Below are 21,373 nucleotides of genomic sequence, written 5' to 3'. Positions count from 1 at the left end.
TTTAGATGTTTTTAGTTAAATGATAATTGAGATAGGTATTCTGGTAGCATCTTTCGCCATATGGGCCAGTCATGATCTGCATTTTGCCTTACATCCAGCCAATGGTTAATTCCCTTATCGGTTAAAATCTGCGACAATCGTTCATTGTCTGGCTTGCATATATCTCTTTCAGCTGTGCCCAGTATTATTTTCATGTTCCATAGCTCCGGATTATTGTCATTTGGTAAAAAATCTACCGGATTATTAAAGTAAACCTCATCATTATAAAATCCGTCCAATTGCGATCTAATATCAAAAACCCCACTCAGGCTAAACATATGGCTGACCAGCCATGGGTGCCTGAAAGCAAAATTTGCCGCATGATACCCTCCAAAACTACAGCCTGCAGTGATGATTTTGGAATGCCCTGTTTCCTGACGGGCCATTGTTGAAACCTCTTCCAGTAATAGCTTGTCGTAACAAATATGTTTTTTTACCCTGTCGGCCGGATGGATGCCCTTGTTGTACCAGCTCAAGCCATCAATGCTGTCAATACAGTAAACCTTAACTTTCCCTTCATCTATAAACCATTGAATAGATTCGATCATTTTGAAGTCCTTATTTTCAAAATACCTCCCCATACTGGTAGGGAAAAGAAGGATTGGATAGCCGCTGTGCCCAAAAGCGAGCAATTCAAAATCGGCACTTAAGTTATTGCTGTGCCACTTTTTATATTCCTCTTTCATCCCCGTAAAATTTAGATGCTTTAAGATAAGAAATAAAGAATATTAAAAGCAAGCAACCTGCCTATTTCTTACACTAAATATCATTTATAGTTCACCCCCCCCAACATCTAGGACGCCGCCAAAGAAGAAAAACATGGTAGCTTTAACAGATCTTTTGGAAGTGCTTTGTGTAGAGCAAGTAATAATAGCAATATATTGCCTTCATCATTTTATAACGGTATTGTCAATTGGATACTTGTAATGTCGATGGTTCTAATGGTAAATATCTCTTTCAGCTCTTAGTGTCTAATCCTTAAGGATCAATATAGGCTAAAAGAATATTCGAAACATAATTGTAGGGATTTGTTTTAAACAACAGTTCAGGGGGGTATCGGTGACATTGGTCAATTGAAAGAACGCTCCATTTTAGAATCATGGGGACACACCCCTAGGAATAAAAGAAAATCAAATCGTAAACCCTGTGCACACCAGACACAGCATATGCGCCGACAAAAGAAAAATATATTCAGGAAACAGCATAAAAGGCCCCTTATATCAAAGTCAGATCCAGAAGCATTACCTAAGAAGCTTTACAGGGTATTTAGGGAAATTTTGGTCTTTTCCGATAATTGTCAACCCTTCAACGATAGCTTGAGAGATGATCATTCTATCAAATGGATCTCGATGATGAAATTCCAAACCAATCAAGCCAGCGGAATGTTCAAAAGTTAGGGGAAGAAATTCAAAGTCATTTTTTATTGCCTGTAGCTGTAACTCTTCATAAGAAATTCCTAATTCCAGCTTTCCAAGACTTATCTTGATGGCAATTTCCCAAAATGAATAATACTGACATAGTTCAATTGCCTATTGTCCTCAACAGTCTTTCTGCTTTGGCCGATAAGTCATCACTTCCATTCAAAAACCAAAGAAAAGTATGCGTATCCAGCAGATATGCCATTACATATACTCCTTAAAGTCTTCTAAAGGGGCATCAAAATCATCAGACAACGTGATCTTACCTTTTAGACTGCCAAATTTAGCGACACCAGCCTTATGATCTTTTTTCTTCGCCTTTTCCATCAAAAAATCGATAAAGTCATTCGCCTCCGATTTAAGATCAGGTGGAAGTGTTTCTAGTTTTGCATAAAGAGTCAAACTGGTCATACCTTAATTATTTCAGTTAAACACAAATTTAAGGGATATTTCTACAATAACCATGCTGAAAAACACACCTTACATTTTTTGACGAAGAACAAGCCCTTCATATTATGCTAAATGTCTGTTTGATATAAAATTACACACCAATTATTTTAATTTTTGCTAAGAGTATTACTTTTGCAGTGCATTTGAGAGAAGGGAAATTGCTGAATTATGTATACTACACTAACACTTCCGGAAGTTATTAAAACTGAAAAAACCATACCATCTAAATACCTTAAAAGAGGAGTAGAGCTTGAAATCTTTGTTCCAGACAACCTTTTGGGGAATGAACAATTAAATCTGCTGTTGTTAAACGATGGTCAGGATACAGAAGAATTGGCGTTGCAAAATACGCTTACTGCCCTGTATGGCCAAAACAAAATAGAGCCCCTGGTAGTTGTGGCTATAAAAGCTTCCAAAGACCGTTTACAAGAGTACGGAGTTGCGGGTGTACCTGATTTTCAGGATAGGGGCAGCAAAGCCCAATCCTACACAGATTTCATTATTAAAGAGCTTATTCCTTTCATACAAACCACAGTTGAGTTTCCAATAAATGGGAAGCGTGCTTTTGGGGGATTCTCGCTTGGCGGATTAACCGCGTTTGATATTGCCTGGAACAATGATAACTATTTTGATGCTGTCGGTGTTTTTTCAGGGTCATTCTGGTGGCGTAAAAAAGACCTTAAAGATGGTTATACAGATAGCGATCGTATTTTGCATCAGCGAATTATTGATACGGAGGTCAAACCGGAATTAAAGTTCTGGCTGATGACAGGTACCGAAGATGAGCTTGCTGATAGAAACAAAAACTTTATCATCGATTCCATTGACGATACCATTGATGTGATCAAAGAACTTTTAAAGAAAGGCTATAAAAGACCCGATGATATCGCATACTATGAAATGGTCGGAGGCAAACACGAATTAAAAACCTGGGCCAAAGCAATGTCGCCATTTCTGATATGGGCTTTTGGGAAAAAGAACCTTTTTTAAATTTATCCTAGCGCCTGAATCTGGTCCGAAGCGTAAATAAATACACCTTTTTTATCGGTTAATGATTCTTTAAGCATTGCTGAGGCGACAGTTTCAATTTTAATGCTTCTATATTTTTTTAAGCCACCAATTAAAATTGGGTTGAGCAGACGCATCAGACCTATCAAGATTCTTTCGGTGCTGCGTTTTTCTTTGCGATCACCATCAAGTAGTGAAGGGCGATAAATATAAATGCTTTTGAAGGGGATCGCCTTTAGATCTCTTTCTACCTCTCCCTTGGTTTTGGGGTAGAATAAGGATGAATTGATATCTGCACCCATTGAAGAGACCAAATGATATGAAGTCGCTCCATTATTTTGCGCAATCGAGCCAATCTCCAGAGGGTACCAGTAGTCAATCTTTTTGTATTGTGCTTTATCCGGGGTTTTACTGTTTGTGGTACCCAAACAACAAAATACGACATCTCCGGTAATACCTGCTGCGTACTGATCTATATGATCAAAATCAACAATCAGTTCTTTTAGCTTTGGATGTTCAATATTTAACTTTTTTCGCCCAATAGCAAGCACCTCACTATAACTAGGGTTATCCAGTAGTTGTGCCAATAAGTTGTTGCCTATCAATCCGCTCGCACCAAGTAATATTGCTTTTTTTGACATTAAAGGAACTTATTTTTGAATATCTATGGTTTCGTCCGATTGGTCTCCACTTCCTGCTTTATAGGAATAATCTCTTGCTTTTTCGTCAGCAAGCTCATTGCCCTCGTGTTCATTTTCACAGTTTTCATCCAAACGGTCATTCCACTCATCTAGTCCTGTTTTATTGTGCTGGTCCACTTTTGGCGGATTCTTTTTGTCGGTTTTTTTTGTTTTGCTCATCACCATCGTAATTTAGTATATATGAAACATCTGAAGGTGTACATTGTTTAAAATTAAAAAGAGTTAAATGCCTCTTAACTAATGTACTGAAATCTCGATAATTAATCTTATCTTTGCGCCAAAAATTAGTAGCATTTTATGCAAAAAATAAGAAATATAGCTATCATAGCCCACGTTGACCACGGTAAAACTACACTGGTCGATAAGATCTTACACTCTTGTTCAATCTTCCGCGATAACGAACAATCGGGAGATTTAATACTTGATAACAATGATTTGGAGCGTGAGCGCGGTATTACCATCGTGTCAAAAAACGTTTCGGTTCAGTATAAGGACGTTAAAATCAACATTATCGATACCCCTGGTCACGCCGATTTCGGTGGTGAGGTAGAGCGTGTATTGAAAATGGCTGATGGTGTATTGTTATTGTGTGATGCTTTTGAAGGTGCCATGCCTCAAACACGTTTCGTAACTCAAAAAGCTTTGGCTTTAGGTCTAAAACCTATTGTTGTTGTAAATAAAGTTGATAAAGAAAACTGTCGCCCTGAAGAAGTTTACGAACAGATCTTCGAATTGTTCTTCAACTTAGAAGCAACAGAAGAGCAACTTGATTTTCCAGTAATTTACGGTTCATCCAAACAAGGATGGATGAGTACTGACTGGAAAGTACCTACAACAGATATTTTCGCACTTTTAGACGCAGTTGTTGAGAAAATTCCTGCTGCGCCAACAAACGACGGTACTTTACAAATGCAAATCACCTCTTTAGATTATTCATCTTTCGTAGGTCGTATTGCAATTGGTCGTGTACACCGTGGCGTAATTAAAGAAAACCAACCGGTTACTTTGATTAAGCGTGATGGTAAAATGGTAAAATCAAGAGTAAAAGAATTATATACTTTCGAAGGTTTAGGGAAAATCCGTGCCACTGAAGTAAAATCAGGTGATATCTGCGCAGTTGTGGGTATTGATGGTTTTGACATCGGTGATACTATTGCTGATTTCGAAGCTCCGGAACAATTGCCGGTAATCAAAATTGATGAGCCAACAATGAACATGTTGTTCACGATCAATAACTCACCATTTTTTGGAAAAGAAGGTAAATTTGTAACTTCTCAGCGATTAAAAGAGCGTTTATACAAAGAAATTGAGAAAAATCTTGCGCTTAAAGTGGTAGAAACTGAGTCTCCTGATTCTTACTTGGTATACGGAAGGGGTATCCTCCATTTATCAGTATTGATCGAGACCATGCGTCGCGAAGGATATGAAATTCAGGTTGGTCAGCCACAGGTAATCATCAAAGAAATTGATGGTAAAAAATGTGAGCCTATCGAAACCTTAATCGTTGATGTACCGGGTGAAGTTGCTGGTAAGGTAATTGAATTGGTAACACAACGTAAAGGTGAGTTATTGATCATGGAACCAAAAGGAGATTTACAACATTTAGAATTTGATATTCCTGCACGTGGGATTATCGGTCTAAGAAATAACGTATTAACTGCTACAGGTGGTGAAGCGATTATGGCACACCGTTTCAAAGCATACGAACCTTGGAAAGGTGTTATCCCTGGTAGATTGAATGGTGTATTGGTTTCTATGGAAAAAGGAAGCACTACAGCTTATTCAATTGATAAATTACAGGATCGTGGTCGTTTCTTTGTTGATCCGGGAGTAGATATCTACGAAGGACAAATTCTAGGAGAGCACATCCGTGATAATGATTTGGTAATTAACATTGTAAAAGGTAAAGCTTTAACTAACATGCGTGCTTCTGGTACAGATGATAGTCAGCGTATCGCTCCGGCAATTAAATTCTCATTGGAAGAAGCTATGGAATACATCCAGGCTGATGAGTACATCGAGGTGACTCCGTTAAGCATGCGTTTACGTAAAATTCACTTAACTGAAGCTGCACGTAAGCTTAATAAAATTGTATAAATAGGAAATTTTCTATTGATAAGTCATAAAGCCTGTTTCTTGCGAGACAGGCTTTTGTTTTTTGTTATTTTTGCATTTTAATAAAAGATACTATGGAGTCATTAAAAGGTAAAAACGCAATCATTACCGGAGCAGGTAAGGGAATAGGGAAAGCAATGGCTATTGCTTTGGCACAGGAAGGCGTCAATATAGGTCTAATGGCCAGAACAGCATCGGATTTACAAATTCTTGCAGAGGAATTAAAGCAATATGGGATTAAAACAGCAATTGCTACAGTCGATGTTTCTGATATTGAAAATGTGAATGCCGCGGTTACAAAGGTTAAATCTGAATTGGGTGTAATTGACATTTTAATTAATAATGCCGGAACTGCTTCTTTTGGGCCATTCCTGGAATTGGAACCGTCAAGATGGGAAGAGATTGTTAAGGTAAACTTATTTGGGGCTTATTACACCACCAGGGCAGTTTTACCTGAAATGATAGAAAGAAAAACCGGTGATATTATTAATATATCATCTACAGCAGGTAAAAATGGCGCGGCAGTAACCAGTGCCTATAGCGCTTCAAAATTTGGTTTAATAGGAATGTCAGAGTCGTTAATGCAGGAAGTGCGTAAGCACAACATCCGCGTAAGCACGCTATTGCCAAGTACCATCGCAACCGATATGGCTAAGGATCTCAAATTGACTGACGGAAATCCCGATAAGGTGATGCAACCAGAAGACTTTGCCGAATTGGTTGTTGCCCAGTTAAAATTAAACAGAAGGGTATTTGTAAAAGAAGCAGGTCTTTGGTCTACAAATCCGTAATCTGGCTATTCAAATAAAAACCTGAAGTAGGCATCCGGATTTTCCAGAAAACCTCTGGTTAAACGGTAATGCTCCGTTTCTTCGTAGCAGGTCTCTTTTAGTCCGTCTTCGCCGAAATTAAAGATTTGTGAATTAGGATAACAAAGAAGCATCGGGGAGTGAGTCGCAATCAGAAATTGCGCCCTTCCCGATCTTTCGAGATTATTAATGATTGACATAAAGGTCATCAGTCTGGTTGGTGATAATGCCGCCTCAGGCTCATCCAGGATATAAATTCCACTCTGAAACTGATTTTGAAAAAGAGCCAGAAATGATTCTCCATGTGATTGATGATGAAGCGATTTTCCTCCATACGCCTCAAATATCCTGGGATCAGATAGGGCTATTTCATCTATGTAATCTGCAAAGTTAAAGAAGCTTTCTGCTCTCATAAAAAATCCTTCAGTAATACGTCTGGGTATCCATTGTAAGCCCAGATGCTTTGTTAATGGATTTTCATAGCCCTCAAAATTATGTCCGGTATTTAAGTTATGATTGCGATTTCCTCCGCGCAGGTTAAATCCACAATGTTCTGCAAGTCCTTCCAGCAAGGTAGATTTGCCTGAACCATTTTCTCCAACAAAAAAGGTAACATTGCTGTTTATTCTTAACAGTACTCCTTCCTTAAACGCAGGGATAGAAAATGGATAATCAGGTGCATCTATTTTAGGTAACGATATTTGACGCAAAAAAGGCATTTATGAAACTAATCGTTGGTTCTGCGGTGACGGATAAAATACTGAGCCAGGTTAATCCCGATAAAAATATGATTAATCAGGTTTGGAATTAGACCGTAATACTTTGTGAAGATGTGAAACCGCTCTTTAAGACTAGCCAGATGCTTTTTCTTAGAAATTCCGCCCACCAGATATTTGGCCACGTAAATATGTGTGTTCACAATACTCGAAGCATGTTTGGCAGCTTTAATGATCCAGTCAATATCGGAGCTATACTTGTATTTTAAGTCGAAAGGCTCTGCCAGGCTTCTTCTAACATAGATGGCCTGGTGACTTATACTCATTCCATACCTGAAGCTTTGCCAGTCAAAGTGCTCAGGTGCATGGTGTCGTCTTTGGCCCAAGCTGATCCAGTCCTGGTCAAACATTTCAGTTTCACCATAATAAATATCTGCCGATGCAGCACTCTGAAATACTTCGGTTACTGTTTCAGGTGCATAAATCTCGTCCCCGGAATTCATGAAAAGCACATAATCCCCGGTTGCAAGCGCTAGCCCTTTATTCATGGCATCGTATATGCCCTTATCGGGTTCAGAGATAAACTGGGCTAACCTCGATTTATAATTATAGATTTTTTCTACAGTACCATCCTTTGAAGCGCCATCAATAATGATGTATTCAATGTTTTGATAGGTTTGATTCAGCACAGAAAGCATGGTGCGTTCAATATCCTTTACATTATTATAAACGATAGTAATAACACTTAACTTTGGCTGCATGCGGTTCTGAATCTAAAAAATTATCGGGGTTGTAAATCTATCAGTGACTGATACAATAATAAGTGTTTTTCTGCAATTACTTGCTCAGAGAATTGATTTAAAATTGTTCTTCTTGCTTCTTTCTGAATTTCAGGCGCATTTTCATCGTGATATAGCCACTCTATCCCTGTAGCAAGATCTTCAGATGACTCGTACTCTGCCAGATACCCATTTTCAAGATGTTTTACCATGTCTGGTATCCCGCCTGTTTTAAAGGCCACTACAGGCGTTGCGCACGATAAGCTTTCCATTACTGTGTTTGGTAGATTATCTTCAAGGGAGGGGGTTATAAATACGTCTGCCGCCGAATAGCACTTGGCCAGGTGGGCGTCATTGCTAATGGTGCCTAGAAATGTTGTCTTAAATGGAAACTCCGGCATTTCGGCACTATCCTTATTGCCAAAAATCACCAGTTCTATATGCTCTTTAATAATCCCCGGTCTTGTTGCAAGATCATTTAGCGCATCTATTAAATAAGATGTGCCTTTATGCTTGTCATTTTTAGACGGCATAAAACCACTCATCAGTACAAATTTCTTTGGATCTATCTTAAGTATTTTTTTGGCTTCAGATTTTACATAAGGTTTAAAAACCTCAGTCTCAATTGTGTTTGGGATAACCGTTACTTCTCTAAATCCCATTAAACTGCTCAGTTTAACTGAATCGGCCATCCATCTGCTTGGGGCAACAATATGACAGTTTAATTCCGAGTAAGCTTTTTTCTTACGCAACCATGTTTTGTGCGAGAAATCATTTTTACCACTCGACCGAAGCAAAGGGCAGTTCCCACATTCTTTAAAGTAATTTTCGCATGAGTAACGTACATGACAACCACCTGTAAATGCATTACTGTCATGAAATGTCCAAACTACTGGTTTCTCCAACTCATCAATTTCTGCCAGGAATTTTGGAGATAAGAAGCCATGGTTAATCCAGTGCAGGTGTATAATATCAGCCTCTTTTACTGTCGGATGGTCAATTACTGAAGTGCCAAACCACTGGAGCGAGAAAGGTGTTTTCACAGCTTTGGCTACGGCTTTAGATAAATAACGTTCAGAAAGGATATTAAACACGGCTTTTGCTTTTGCAAAGGGCCCCTTACTAAAAGTTCCCGTTTTTGTGCTTTCGCTGAACTGAAAGTAAACCATTACTTTAGACTGGATACCACTTGCATTTAGTGCATCACTTAATCTGAGGCAGGCCCTTCCGGCGCCTCCATTACCTTCGTATGTATTTAGGTGTACTACTTTCAATGAATCAAACTTAGATAATTGTTTCTTTTTAAACGGTTATGCAGCCTAAAATAATATATATTTTCAATCTTTATTAAATTCTTGTGTATTTTCGTCAGAATTGATTTTTTACAGACTTTAGGCAACAGTCCTGTAATGATCGTCTATTTATAAGAACAAAAAAAGCAATATGGGTAACCTGTTAACCGACAGACAGTTTTGGGTGAATTATTGGGAAAGCAAGACCGGGTTATCGGTTAGTATTCCCGAGAACTATCTTTTTCATAAAGAACTCGCAGACATCATTAATGGCCAAAAAGTTAAAACGGCTATTGAATTGGGTGGTTTCCCCGGATATTATGCCGTGTTTCTGAAGAAGTATTTTAAACTGGATGTTACCCTGCTCGATTATTTTGTGCACCCACCGGTTACCAACTCTTTATTGCAGGCCAATCAACTAAACGAAACGGATATCCATATTATTGAAACGGATTTGTTTAATTACGTGCCGAAGCAACAATATGATCTTGTTTTATCTTGTGGTCTTATCGAGCATTTTAATGATACTGCCGACATCATTAACAGGCATATTAATTTTGTAAAACCAGGGGGAACTTTGTTTATTACGCTGCCTAACTTTAAAGCGTTAAACGGATGGTTTCAAAAGAACTTTGATAAGGAGAATTACGACAAGCACAATATTGATTGTATGGATCCCAGGCTGCTCGAAAACATTTGTAAACAAGCGGGTTTAGAGGTGGTAAAAGCCAAATATTTTGGTCATTTTAGTTTATGGCTAGAGAACCAGCAGCAAAAGCCTGTCGGAATAAGGCTGTTAAAAAAGTCACTGTGGCTGGCCGGTAAAATATTCACCAAAGTATTCCCCTTCAATTCCAAACAGCTTTCGCCTTACATTATTTTAGAAGCAAGAAAACCATAAGGCTTACTTTATTCGCTGTACTACGTAACGTTTCAATCTATCCCATAAGGTTCCTTTTCTGTTTTTCAGGAAACCCTTGATGGCTGCATATGCAGCAGGACTTTCGGCTATCGTATCAGGAAACCGGGTGATAGGTTTCGGATTGATGATGACATTGTAAATATCGTTAATCCCCGAATGTATGCCTGATCCATCATGACCTATATTGTTTACCAGCGATTGAGAGGGATTAAGCGTTAATCCTCCTTTTAAAAATATGGAAGCGTACCATCTTATGGCCCACGAATTGTTCCTGCCGCTTTTAAAGTCTTCCATCTGTTTCCAGAAATTCATGGTATGCTCAATAGAAAAGGCACTTTTTGCTGATTTGTCAAACTTAGCCATCAGGGTGTCTATGTTTGGCTCAAAGTGGTCCCATGCGCGTTCCCAAGTAGCCCAGCCCCAGCTGGTGGCAGCACGATAGAAGAAGGTTTCAGGTAAATCAGCATCCTTTAAATTGTACATGTAAGCGCCAATATGCATTACTTTGTTTTCATTACGGTACCGACTTAATGCTTCATTGAAATAGGTTAATGTATAAGGCGAGGTGATCAGATCGTCTTCAAAAACAATTACTTGCTTGTAGTCTTTTATGAGTTTGCTTACCCCAATGATAATCGATTTGGCAAGCCCCATATTTTCCTTGCGCTCTATAATCTCCACCGATTTAAACCCATCAATATTTTTAAGCAACTCCCTTACTTCAAGTACATTCTTTTCGTCGGTTTCCGATTTAAATCCATCAGAAAACACAAATAGTCTGCTTTCAGATGCAAGTTCATTCTGTTGTAAAAACTTAATTGTTCGCGCAGTATGTTCAGGACGATTGTAAACAAATAATGCTATGGGAGCAAAGGTTTGCATAAATCTAATCTTTTATACCTTCTACAATTAAGGACGAATAACCCAGCGGTTCATTAAAACGTTTATCGTACCTTTTAGATCTGATCACATGCCCATCTTTACTATCCCATTCCTTAAAATGGAACTGGCCATTCTCGTCATAATACTCTAAAAGATTTACCCGATAGCCCGATTCTTCAAAAGCTTTAGACAGCGTTTTATAATCATATAATAATTTATGGTCATGAGCGCCCTCTCCATGTCCACCTGGCTTCACCATATTGATGTAATCAGGATTGGGATGAAAACCATCTGGGACAGCAATTCTAACCACTCCGCCTTTTTTAAGGTATTTGTTGCAGTTTTTTAAAGCAACGATTGCATCGTCGTAGCTGATGTGTTCAAAAACATGCTCGGCTAAAAAGCGGTCTGCTTTTTTATCGCCAAACAAATTATCAAACGAAGCAATCTCTAACAAATTAAGGTTCTCAATATTTGTAGGCAACCAATCCTTATAATCAGTGGTATGTGCCCCGATGATGATCTGGAGTTTTCCGGTACTGTTCTTTATTTTAGCCTTAAGCTGAATGAGCTCCAGTATGTTTTTGGGCTTATATACAATTTCTCTTATTACCTTTCTTAAGGACATCTTTAATGTGTTATGATTTATGGTAAACTTAAAACGTTAAATGCAAGGTGCTAATATATCAATATTAAAATTTATGTTAGGTCTAACCTGGCTGGTCTTTTGAACCTTTTAATTTCTGGTATAATGTAATTAGCAGCAACGATTTAAGCATCATTATACCTTGATGTCTTGTTTTTGGGATAAGTAAAATCCAAAATGTAGAACAGGCATAAGCAACCAATGTCGCCATTGCTGCCCCAGCTATTCCATATTTAGGAATCCAGAAAACGTTTAATATAATATTGATCAAGGCACCCATCGCGGTACGCAGCATAGATAATTTTGTGTAGCCCTCGGCAATTAAGAACTGAGCACTTGCAGTACCCAAAAATACAAAGATACCTGCCCAGATGTGTATCGACAACACATGCGCACCACTATAAAATTCAGGTTTAAATATTCTGAAGAGATATGGAGCCGTAAATGTGATAAATATGGCCAGAACCATGCTTATCCAAACCATTAAATCGTACAGGTTTTGCATCCTCTTTTCATACCGCTGGAGGTTGTCCCTGCGGGCATTCATAATGGCGGGGAACACTGAGGCGGCTACAGCAACGGGGATAAAATACCATGCTTCGGCAAACTGAACTGCATTGGCATAAATCCCCAGCTCTCCGGTACCTTTATAGTATTCGATCATCAGCTTATCAATGTTCATGTAAATGGAAACAAGGATCGCTGAAAATGCCAGGGGCCAGGAGTTTTTTAGCAGAAATTTGGCGATATCGCTTTTAAATGTCCATCTGAAAACTGATTCTCCATTGTTCTGATAAATAAAAAGGTAACCCGCTGCCAGCAATGCGGCGTCTAGCAAAAGTGCAAAAATAAACCATTTCAAACCGGCGCCAATGATGATCAAAGCAAGCTTAATCGCAGCAGAAAGAACGTTTCCTGCAATTTGTACACGCATAATGTACTTGCCTTGCGTTCTGGATTGAAAGAAACTGTCGATGATATTGAACGATTGGATTAAACCGGTAAATCCAACGGTCATAATAAAAACCAATGGAGTGTCGATTCTGTTATAGCTATTAGCTATAACGTATGTTGTGTAGATCAGCGGAAGAACAATAAGGCCTCCCATAAACTTTATGGCAAAGCCTGTTCCAAGCAATTCATTTTTCTTTTCAGGATTGCGCAATAGTTCTCTGGTTATAAAACCATCTACCCCCAAGGCTGCTGCTGCAGTAAAAAAGGTTACAAAAGCCACGGGGTAATTAAGTATTCCGTTTTGGTCTTTCCCTAAATAATTTGTTACGGCAATACCTACCACAACTTTAATGGCCATGCTTCCAACTCTGGCCAACATTAGCCAGCCTGTGTTTTTCACATATTTCTCCAGGGCCGCCTGATCAAAACCTTTAATGCTTGGGATCTTCACACTCAATCTGTCTCTTAGTTTTTTAGGTTAAAGGTGCGCCAACTGATACTTTACAGTCATGTCCAGGTTGTCCATGCGGTGGGTTCAATTTTACTTCTTTATCTGTTGCAGGCGCTTGTTGTTGTGCAGGGGCTGCAACAGGAGCTTGTACGGCAGGGGCGGTTGTGTTTTTTGCATTAAGTGGGGCACCTACAGGGATTGAGCAGTCGTGAAATGGTTGACCATGTGCCGGATTATTTGCCGGCCTTTCGCCAGTAGCTGCACTTTGCTGAGCAGGAACCGATGTGGTAGTAGATGGTGCTGATGGAACGCCATTTGGTGTAGGTGTAACAATATTCTGAGTTTCTTTAGGGCTGGTCTGACAAGCAGAAAAGCCGAATGCTAAAAAGCAGATGTAAAGGATTTTTTTCATTGAATATTTTTTTAGGGATTAAAGGGATAATTATCTTGAAGTTTTTTTGTTGATGTAATCCATTAGCTCATCTTTACTAAAGTCAAACTCAAAGGCTTCGGTTACTTTAAAATAGTTCTGTTTATCTGCAACCGAATCATAGGCCGATTTACTGATCTCAAGCCTGGAGGCATCAAAGTCAAAAACTTTTACAAGAGCTGTCAGTTGAGATGCTGAAATTTTATTGTTGTTCAATGCGCTTTTAACCAGCTTTATTTTGCCGCTATCAAAATCCGTACGCCTCACCATATTTAAAAGTTGATCAAAGGATTGGTTACTCATGATTTTATCTCTGGACAATGTAGGGCGTGTAGGTCTGCCAGGTTCAGCAGGTCTCGAAGGGCGTGTTGGGCCATCAGGGGTACTATCAAATATCCCGTCCCAGTCATCTAAGGCATATTGATTGGCATCAAACATGGGTAGGGTTTTAACCACCTTGAGCCCATCAAAACTTGAATAACGTGCAATTGTTCTGCTATTTCTTGTAAGGGATAGGGTTGTTTTTGCGATCTGTCTATTGTTTCTCATGATGATAACAGTTGGAGAAGTGTTTTCTACGTCATAAAAGCGGAAGCGGCCTTTTGAAGAACCAACCTGTTCATCATTTACATAGACAACAATTTTTCCCTGTTCGGCAACTTCAATAAACAATTCTGTGTCGGTGCCTGAATTCTGTGCAAAGATTAAAGACGTTTGCAGCAGTGCTGCGATAAATAATAAGAGCGTTTTCATCATGATTTTCTTAGTATGTATGTTGTTAAATCTAATTTCATAAGATCTGCAACATTTAAAAATGTAACAATAATTCTTCAAGATGTGTAATTTGCCATTCAACATCTTCAGGTTTTTCTTTATTTAAAGGGTTAAAGTAAATGGCCTTAATTCCATATGCCTGGGCGCCGCGAATGTCTGCTTCAACGCTGTCCCCAATCATAACAGATTCATGTTTTTCTGCGCTGGCCTTGTCCAGCGCATATTCAAAAATAGCTTTGTCAGGTTTATTAACACCAACATCCTCAGAAATGATCACATTTTTAAAGTACGGATTTAAACCTGAACGGTCCATTTTAGTTAATGTACTTTCCTTAAAGCCATTGGAAATGATATGTAAGGTGTACTTTTTTTGAAGGTAAGCCAATACCTTTTCGGATCCTTCAAATAAATTAGTTCTTGTCGGGGTCAGGTTCACATAGTCCTCTTCAAATTGTTGTGGCACAAGTTCAGGGGATACCCCTAGCTGAATAAAAGTCTTTTTAAATCGCTCTGATCTTAAAGTTTCTTTGGTGATGGTGCCTACATGATATTGCGCCCAAAGCAGATGATTGTTTTCAGTATAAGTCGTTATGAAATCCTCAGCAGATGTTAATCCGAGTTTCTGAAGCTCATAATGTGTATAAAGCTCATGCAAAGTTTCCTGAGCATTTCTGTCAAAATCCCAAATGGTATGGTCTAAATCGAAAAAAATATGTTTAATCATAGTAAAAACGCCTTACTGCTTAAGCCCATATGCCAAATCTCCGGCATCGCCTAATCCGGGCACAATATACGCTTTACTGGTCATTTCTTCGTCAATAGCACCAAGCCATAGCTTAGCTTTAGGTAAATTTGCCCTTACATGTCTAACGCCTTCGGTACTTGCAATTACTGAAACAATGTGTAATTCTTTGAGTGGATATCTTCGTATTAATTCCTTACAGCAAAGTACCATTGTCAGACCGGTTGCCAGCATAGGGTCGGCTATGATCACGGTTTTATCCGTTAAATCAGGCGACGAAACATGTTCCATTTGTATCTCAAAACTTCCGCTTTTGTGGGTTCTTCTGTAGGCAGCAATAAAAGCAGCATCAGCTTGATCAAAAACATTCAGCAATCCCTGGTGTAAGGGGAGTCCTGCCCGTAAAATCGTTGCCAAAACCGGCTGATCCAACAATTGCACGCTTGGTGCAATGCCCAATGGGGTTTGGGTTTCCGTTTTTGTGTATTCAAGCGTCTTGCTGATTTCATAGGCAAAAAATTCACCTATACGTTCCATATTTCTGCGGAAACGCATGGCGTCTTTTTGGATGTGCTCATTCCGAAGTTCCGAAATGAAAACATTGGCATGTGAATTTATTTTGCTGAGTTCGAATATCATCACATAAATTTAAACAAAATTGCCCTCTAAAACAATTGGTTGCTCTTTTAAGTTAAAGGTGTTACAGTTGCCACCTTCAGCTTGGCGGCTGCATAGCCGTTGTGTACTTTTTTTTGTAAATTTGAAAATTATGCCAGGTACCATCTAAAATTAAAAATCATAAAAAGCACGGATGAAATTTCAACTTGTTTCAGATTATAAACCTACAGGCGATCAACCTAACGCCATTCAACAACTGGTTGAGGGTGTGAATGGAGATGAACATTATCAAACTCTTTTAGGTGTTACCGGTTCAGGAAAAACATTTACTGTTGCCAATGTAATTCAGCAAACGCAAAAGCCTACTTTAATCCTCAGCCACAATAAAACGCTTGCGGCACAACTGTATGGAGAGTTTAAACAATTCTTCCCAGAAAATGCCGTGAACTATTTTGTGTCTTATTACGACTATTACCAACCTGAGGCTTTTATGCCCAGTACCAACACCTATATAGAAAAAGACCTTAGTATAAATGAAGAAATAGAGAAATTAAGATTACGTACTACATCGGCACTCATGTCGGGTCGCAGGGATGTGATCGTGGTTTCTTCCATTTCCTGTATCTATGGTATGGGTAATCCTGAAGATTTTTCAAGATCAGTATTTCGTTTCTCAGTAGGAACTCGGATCTCACGCAATTCATTTTTACATAGTCTGGTCGAGATTTTATATGCACGTACCACAAATGATTTTAAGAGGGGGACGTTTAGGGTAAAGGGCGATACCGTAGATATTTTTCCTGCTTACCTGGATACGGCTTATCGTGTTTCATTCTTTGGCGACGATATTGAAGAGCTTAGTGCTATTGATCCTGTGACTGGGAAAACACTTGAGAAGCTTGAAGATATGGCCATTTACCCTGCCAATTTGTTTGTAACGCCAAAGGACAGGTTTAACTCTTCTATCTGGGGTATCCAGGAAGAACTGGAGATCAGGAAAAATCAATTGATTGACGACAGACAATTACTGGAAGCAAAAAGACTTGAAGAAAGGGTAAATTTCGATATCGAAATGATGAAAGAACTGGGCTATTGTTCAGGTATTGAAAATTACTCAAGGTTTTTCGATGGACGTTCGCCGGGAATGAGGCCTTTCTGCTTACTTGATTATTTTCCCGACGATTATTTGATGGTGATTGATGAGAGCCATGTCACTGTTCCGCAGATCAGAGCCATGTATGGCGGCGACAGATCCCGTAAAATGTCGCTTGTAGAATATGGCTTCCGCTTGCCTTCAGCACTGGATAACCGCCCGCTTAATTTTGATGAATTCGAGCGTTTGGCACCACAAACGATTTATGTAAGTGCTACACCTGCCGATTATGAACTGCAAAAATCTGATGGGGTGTATGTGGAGCAGGTCATTCGCCCCACTGGCTTGCTAGATCCTTTAATTGAAGTTCGTCCGGCAATCAACCAGGTCGATGATTTGCTTGATGAAATCGATAAAACCATTAAAATGGGCGATAGGGTATTGGTAACCACGCTTACAAAAAGAATGGCTGAGGAATTGACCAAATATATGGACCGCTTAAACATCAAAGTCCGCTATATACACTCTGAAGTAAAAACACTGGAACGTGTAGAAATTTTAAGGGGACTTAGATTAGGTGAATTTGATGTGCTGATAGGGATTAACTTGTTAAGGGAAGGTCTGGATTTGCCGGAAGTTTCTTTTGTAGCCATACTGGATGCAGATAAAGAAGGCTTTCTTCGTTCTGATCGCGCGTTAATTCAAACAATTGGACGAGCTGCACGTAATGATAGGGGGAGGGTAATCATGTATGCCGATAAAATTACAGATTCTATGGCAAGAACTATAGAGGAGACCAACAGAAGAAGAGACAAACAAATTGCTTATAATCTGGAAAATGGCATCGTCCCTAAAACTGTAGGTAAAAGCAGAGAGGCAATACTCGAGCAAACATCAGTATTGGATTTCTCTGGTAATGCTACCCGTGCAAAGGCATATGTAGAAGTTGATGAAGTGAGCATAGCTGCTGATCCGATTGTTCAGTACATGACTAAGCCCGAAATGCAAAAATCAATAGACAAAACACGTAAAGACATGGCTAAAGCTGCAAAAGAGATGGACTTCTTGTTGGCTGCAAGATTGAGAGATGAGATGTTTGCAATGGAAAAAATGTTTGAAGAAAGATTTAGTAAATAATGGACGGAAAAAACAGAAAAGACATATATCCAGGTTTAGAAGTGGATATCATATTGAAAAAAGATCAGCGTAATGGTACATTAACAAGAGGCATTGTAAGTAATTTATTAACCTCAGCACCATATCACTCCAGAGGAATTAAGGTTCGGTTGGAAGACGGGCAAGTGGGCAGGGTTGCCGCTATTGTTGATGAAGAATAAATAAGGTATATTGTAATTGCTTTGCAATAATCTAATTGCGTTTGTAATATTGATATCGCAACTGTGTCTATATTTTACCAATAAACCTCTTTTCAAAGGTTGCAGAGAGGTTAGTAAGGCTGTAATTGAACAGTTTTACTTAAATTTGTAAATATTAAAATAAAGAAATGGGACTTATAAAATTCATATTAATATCGGTACTGGTCATGTATATTATCCGGATCATCCTCCGTTTAATATTTCCTGTAGTATTGAGAAGTATGTTTAGCAAAGTTCAGCAGCAAGCTGCAAACCAGTCTCGCCAGCCGAACAATCAACGCTATTCAAAGCCAGAAGGCGACATCTCAATCGAATACGTACCACCTAGAGAAAAGAAGGGAAATTCAGATAAATTAGGCGATTTTGTAGATTACGAAGAGATAAAATAGCCGTTTTTTTGCCAGTTTTTTATTTTTTTTAAAAAGGATTTTTTATCTAAGTTTGGGGTTAGTTTAAATCATAAACAAACCTTAATGAATAATTGGTTAAAAGCAAATGGCATACACCTGGCCATTATTGGATTTTTTATAATCATCTGTTTTGTCTACTTCAGTCCTGTCCTGCAAGGTAAGGCACCTGCTCAGGGAGACGTTTTGGGAGCTAAGGCAACCGCCACGGAAATCATGCACTACAAAGAAAAAGATGGTAAAGGTCCATTATGGACTAACCAGATTTTTGGTGGTATGCCGGCATACCAGATTTGGGTTCAGCATCCGTATAATGGAGCAACTTATGTCATCTCTCTAATAAAAACTATTTTTCCCGACCCGGTAGATTCGGTTTTATTGTACCTTGTTGGTGCCTATTTCCTGTTTATCGTGCTGCGCATCAATCCATGGCTGGCAGCTGCAGGGGCGATAGCTTTTGCCTTTACATCGTATAATTTTATCATTATTGCCGCGGGTCATAGCAACAAAGCACTTGCTATTGCATTTTGTGCGCCCATCATCGCCAGTGTAATTTTAACCCTCAGGGGAAAATACTGGATAGGGGCAAGTTTAACTGCTTTATTCCTTGCGTTAGAGATCAGGTCAAACCACATTCAAATGACCTATTACCTGATGATTGCTTTGTTAATATTCATCGGTATTGAAATTTACCATGCTGTAAAAGCTAAAAAACTTGACCAGTTGGGCAAGGCTTTAGGCTTTTTGGCAGTTGGAATGCTGGTTGCATTTATGGTTAATACAGGTAAGCTATGGACTACTTACGAGTACGGCAAAGAATCTAACAGAGGCAAATCTAACTTAACTACCGATGCGGCAGAGGAGAAAAATGGCTTGTCAAAAGAATATGCTTATGGCTGGAGTCAGGGTATTGGCGAAAGTTTTACTTTCCTGATTCCGGACCTTTATGGTGGTGCAACCAGTATAGATGCACTGGTAAAGCCCGAAAGCCATACTTATAAAACTTTGCAAGGCATAACCGGTGGCGATCCAACACAGGCAATAGGCCAGCTGGCAGGACAAATCGGCTTGCAGCAGTATTGGGGTGAGAAACCGGGAACATCCGGCCCGTACTACTTTGGTGCTATCGTATGCTTCCTGTTCGTGTTTGGCTTACTAATCGTAAGAAGCAGATTAAAATGGTGGATACTCGGTACAACCATTCTTTTCATGTTCCTGTCATTCGGAAAGAACTTTCCGTTGATCTCCGACCTTTTCTTCGAGTATTTTCCATTATATAATAAGTTTAGAGCAGTAGAGTCTATTTTGGCCCTCGTGGGCTTAATGGTTCCTGTTTTAGCTTTTCTTGCCATTAAAGAAGCTCAGGAAGGTACTTATGATCAAAAAACACTTGTCAAAAAACTAAGCATAGCAGGTGGAATAACCGGTGGTTTTACACTAATTGTAGCCATCATGCCTACAGCCCTGTTTAGCTTCACAACTGCTAATCATCAGTTAATGGTGCAGGCGCTTACACAGATGCTTCAAAATAATGCAGGTGTAGCACAATCTATCGCGAATGCACTTATTGCCGATAGAGCTGATATTGCCCGCGCTGATGCCATTCGTTCGTTCCTGTTTATTGCTGTTGGATACGCTTTGGTATGGGCACTTATCACTAAAAAGATCAACATACAACTTGCCTTTATCTTGTTGGGATGCGCGGTTATGATCGACATGTGGCAGGTAGATCGCCGTTACTTGAACAACAGCAATTTTGCGAGTAAAACGGATTTAAACAACCATTTCCAGCCGCGTGAAGTAGATACTTTCATCTCATCAGATAAAGATCCTGATTTTAGGGTAATGGATTTAACCATTAACACCTTCTCAGATGCGAGTACTTCCGCTTTCCACAAAACCATTGGTGGGTATCATGCCGCAAAACTGAAAAGATATCAGGAACTGATAGACAACCAGCTTACCAAAAGCGTAAATCAGGACGTATTGGATATGTTGAATACCAAATATATCATCACTCAGGACCCTAAAAATGGATCTTACCAGATGAAAAATAACGCAACAGCAGCAGGAAACGTATGGATTGTTCAGAATGTTCAGTTTGTAAAAGATGCTGATGAGGAAATGAAAGCAATCAGCAGCTTTGACCCTAAAAAAGAAGCTATTGTTGATGTCAGATATAAAGATCAGATCAGCTCTAAGAATGTTGGTGCAGATCCAACGGCTTCCATTAAGCTGGACAGCTATAGCCCTGATCATATGGTTTACTCTTATACTGCTCCTCGTGATATCATTGCGGTGTTCTCTGAGATTTATTACGATAAAGGATGGAATATGTATGTAGATGGGGTACAGAAACCATACTTCAGAGCAGATTATGTACTCCGTGCTGCACAGCTTGAGGCTGGTAATCATAAAGTTGAATTTAAATTTGAGCCAACTTCATATTATCTAGGAGAAAAAATCTCTCTGGCTGGTTCTATACTTTTAGTAGCTGGTCTTGGATTTGCATTCTATGACGATAAGAAAAAGAAAAAAACAGCTAAGTAATAGTTGTTTATAGATTTTATACAGGCCGTTACTTTAAAAAGTGACGGCTTTTTTTATTGCCCCTCCGGTTAATCATAATGTTTTCTTAACGCCTTGTTAATCTACATGTTGCAAATTTGTATAATAAACTAATATCCTATGTTGGAATTGTTTTTAATAGTATGTGTCATTGCAATAATAGCTTTCTTTTTCAGCCCATAC

Annotated in this window: 23 protein-coding genes; 8 read left to right on the top strand and 15 right to left on the bottom strand. The window is 39.1% G+C overall.

All coding sequences use genetic code 11. The features are described 5' to 3' along the window. Positions 1–11 precede the first annotated feature (11 nt). The 3 genes from HQN86_RS17000 to vapB all read right to left on the bottom strand — a co-directional run bounded on the left by HQN86_RS17000 (position 12) and on the right by vapB (position 1,868). A complete protein-coding gene (locus HQN86_RS17000; protein ID WP_172662121.1) occupies positions 12–725 on the bottom strand; it encodes an esterase family protein in 714 nt (237 codons plus the stop codon). Between the two features lie 555 nt (positions 726–1,280). Beyond that, entirely contained in the window at positions 1,281–1,532 is a 252-nt protein-coding gene (locus tag HQN86_RS27185) for a type II toxin-antitoxin system VapC family toxin (RefSeq protein ID WP_394367897.1), read from the bottom strand. A 129-nt stretch (positions 1,533–1,661) separates the two neighbouring features. Further along, positions 1,662–1,868 carry a type II toxin-antitoxin system VapB family antitoxin gene (gene vapB / locus HQN86_RS16990; protein WP_172662120.1) on the bottom strand — a complete coding sequence of 69 codons (207 nt, stop codon included), beginning with the start codon at positions 1,866–1,868 and terminating at the stop codon, positions 1,662–1,664. 207 nt (positions 1,869–2,075) lie between these two features. Between vapB and HQN86_RS16985 the strand changes: the two genes are divergently transcribed. Further along, positions 2,076–2,897, top strand: a complete 822-nt coding sequence (locus HQN86_RS16985) for an alpha/beta hydrolase (protein WP_172662119.1) — start codon at positions 2,076–2,078, stop codon at positions 2,895–2,897. 2 nt (positions 2,898–2,899) lie between these two features. Here the strand turns inward: HQN86_RS16985 and HQN86_RS16980 are convergent, their stop codons facing one another. Both HQN86_RS16980 and HQN86_RS16975 read right to left on the bottom strand, forming a co-directional pair. After that, entirely contained in the window at positions 2,900–3,556 is a 657-nt protein-coding gene (locus HQN86_RS16980; protein WP_172662118.1) for an oxidoreductase, read from the bottom strand. A 9-nt stretch (positions 3,557–3,565) separates the two neighbouring features. Further along, positions 3,566–3,775, bottom strand: coding sequence for a hypothetical protein (locus HQN86_RS16975; RefSeq protein WP_172661890.1), 210 nt, complete (start codon positions 3,773–3,775; stop codon positions 3,566–3,568). 138 nt (positions 3,776–3,913) lie between these two features. On the opposite strand from HQN86_RS16975, the gene typA reads away from it, so the two are divergent. Next, entirely contained in the window at positions 3,914–5,713 is a 1,800-nt protein-coding gene (gene typA, locus HQN86_RS16970; protein ID WP_172662117.1) for a translational GTPase TypA, read from the top strand. 92 nt (positions 5,714–5,805) lie between these two features. Continuing rightward, a complete protein-coding gene (locus tag HQN86_RS16965; RefSeq protein WP_172662116.1) occupies positions 5,806–6,522 on the top strand; it encodes a 3-ketoacyl-ACP reductase in 717 nt (238 codons plus the stop codon). 5 nt (positions 6,523–6,527) lie between these two features. Here HQN86_RS16965 and HQN86_RS16960 read toward each other — a convergent pair whose 3' ends face one another. Genes HQN86_RS16960 through HQN86_RS16950 form a run of 3 tightly spaced genes read right to left on the bottom strand, consistent with a single transcriptional unit; the run spans position 6,528 to position 9,309 of the window. Then, on the bottom strand, positions 6,528–7,259 hold the full coding sequence (locus tag HQN86_RS16960) for an AAA family ATPase (RefSeq protein ID WP_172662115.1): 732 nt from the start codon (positions 7,257–7,259) through the stop codon (positions 6,528–6,530). A gap of 8 nt (positions 7,260–7,267) precedes the next feature. Beyond that, entirely contained in the window at positions 7,268–8,017 is a 750-nt protein-coding gene (locus HQN86_RS16955) for a glycosyltransferase family 2 protein (RefSeq protein WP_172662114.1), read from the bottom strand. 20 nt (positions 8,018–8,037) lie between these two features. Next, the gene (locus HQN86_RS16950) at positions 8,038–9,309 is read right to left on the bottom strand and encodes a glycosyltransferase family 4 protein (protein WP_172662113.1); all 1,272 of its coding nucleotides are present in this window, start codon (positions 9,307–9,309) and stop codon (positions 8,038–8,040) included. A 169-nt stretch (positions 9,310–9,478) separates the two neighbouring features. Between HQN86_RS16950 and HQN86_RS16945 the strand changes: the two genes are divergently transcribed. Next, positions 9,479–10,228, top strand: coding sequence for a class I SAM-dependent methyltransferase (locus tag HQN86_RS16945; RefSeq protein WP_172662112.1), 750 nt, complete (start codon positions 9,479–9,481; stop codon positions 10,226–10,228). A gap of 3 nt (positions 10,229–10,231) precedes the next feature. Here HQN86_RS16945 and HQN86_RS16940 read toward each other — a convergent pair whose 3' ends face one another. The 7 genes from HQN86_RS16940 to upp form a co-directional block, all read right to left on the bottom strand. Beyond that, a complete protein-coding gene (locus HQN86_RS16940) occupies positions 10,232–11,131 on the bottom strand; it encodes a glycosyltransferase family protein (RefSeq protein ID WP_172662111.1) in 900 nt (299 codons plus the stop codon). A gap of 4 nt (positions 11,132–11,135) precedes the next feature. Continuing rightward, positions 11,136–11,759: a class I SAM-dependent methyltransferase gene (locus tag HQN86_RS16935; protein WP_172662110.1), complete on the bottom strand. Its 624-nt coding sequence runs from the start codon at positions 11,757–11,759 to the stop codon at positions 11,136–11,138. Positions 11,760–11,841: 82 nt separating this feature from the next. After that, positions 11,842–13,182 carry a flippase gene (locus HQN86_RS16930; RefSeq protein WP_172662421.1) on the bottom strand — a complete coding sequence of 447 codons (1,341 nt, stop codon included), beginning with the start codon at positions 13,180–13,182 and terminating at the stop codon, positions 11,842–11,844. A 22-nt stretch (positions 13,183–13,204) separates the two neighbouring features. Further along, complete coding sequence (locus HQN86_RS16925) at positions 13,205–13,594, bottom strand: hypothetical protein (RefSeq protein WP_172662109.1); 390 nt, start codon at positions 13,592–13,594, stop codon at positions 13,205–13,207. 30 nt (positions 13,595–13,624) lie between these two features. Next, positions 13,625–14,368 carry a DUF4476 domain-containing protein gene (locus HQN86_RS16920; protein WP_172662108.1) on the bottom strand — a complete coding sequence of 248 codons (744 nt, stop codon included), beginning with the start codon at positions 14,366–14,368 and terminating at the stop codon, positions 13,625–13,627. 52 nt (positions 14,369–14,420) lie between these two features. Further along, positions 14,421–15,110, bottom strand: a complete 690-nt coding sequence (locus tag HQN86_RS16915) for a YjjG family noncanonical pyrimidine nucleotidase (RefSeq protein WP_172662107.1) — start codon at positions 15,108–15,110, stop codon at positions 14,421–14,423. Between the two features lie 12 nt (positions 15,111–15,122). Beyond that, positions 15,123–15,767 (bottom strand): uracil phosphoribosyltransferase, encoded by a 645-nt coding sequence (gene upp / locus HQN86_RS16910; protein ID WP_172662106.1) that lies wholly within the window; start codon positions 15,765–15,767, stop codon positions 15,123–15,125. Positions 15,768–15,939: 172 nt separating this feature from the next. Between upp and uvrB the strand changes: the two genes are divergently transcribed. The 4 genes from uvrB to HQN86_RS16890 all read left to right on the top strand — a co-directional run bounded on the left by uvrB (position 15,940) and on the right by HQN86_RS16890 (position 21,172). Continuing rightward, entirely contained in the window at positions 15,940–17,976 is a 2,037-nt protein-coding gene (uvrB, locus tag HQN86_RS16905; RefSeq protein WP_172662105.1) for an excinuclease ABC subunit UvrB, read from the top strand. Next, positions 17,976–18,176 (top strand): YwbE family protein, encoded by a 201-nt coding sequence (locus HQN86_RS16900; RefSeq protein WP_048903438.1) that lies wholly within the window; start codon positions 17,976–17,978, stop codon positions 18,174–18,176. The genes uvrB and HQN86_RS16900 overlap by 1 nt, the downstream gene beginning before the upstream one ends. A gap of 167 nt (positions 18,177–18,343) precedes the next feature. Then, positions 18,344–18,604: a DUF4834 family protein gene (locus HQN86_RS16895; protein ID WP_172662104.1), complete on the top strand. Its 261-nt coding sequence runs from the start codon at positions 18,344–18,346 to the stop codon at positions 18,602–18,604. A gap of 84 nt (positions 18,605–18,688) precedes the next feature. Next, positions 18,689–21,172: a YfhO family protein gene (locus tag HQN86_RS16890; RefSeq protein ID WP_172662103.1), complete on the top strand. Its 2,484-nt coding sequence runs from the start codon at positions 18,689–18,691 to the stop codon at positions 21,170–21,172. The last annotated feature ends 201 nt before the right edge of the window (positions 21,173–21,373 follow it).

The organism is Pedobacter panaciterrae (genome assembly GCF_013204795.1).
GTDB classification, from domain to species: domain Bacteria; phylum Bacteroidota; class Bacteroidia; order Sphingobacteriales; family Sphingobacteriaceae; genus Pedobacter; species Pedobacter panaciterrae.
The sequence above is the reverse complement of the archived record's forward strand: the minus strand, read 5'-3'. Positions and strand labels throughout refer to the sequence as shown.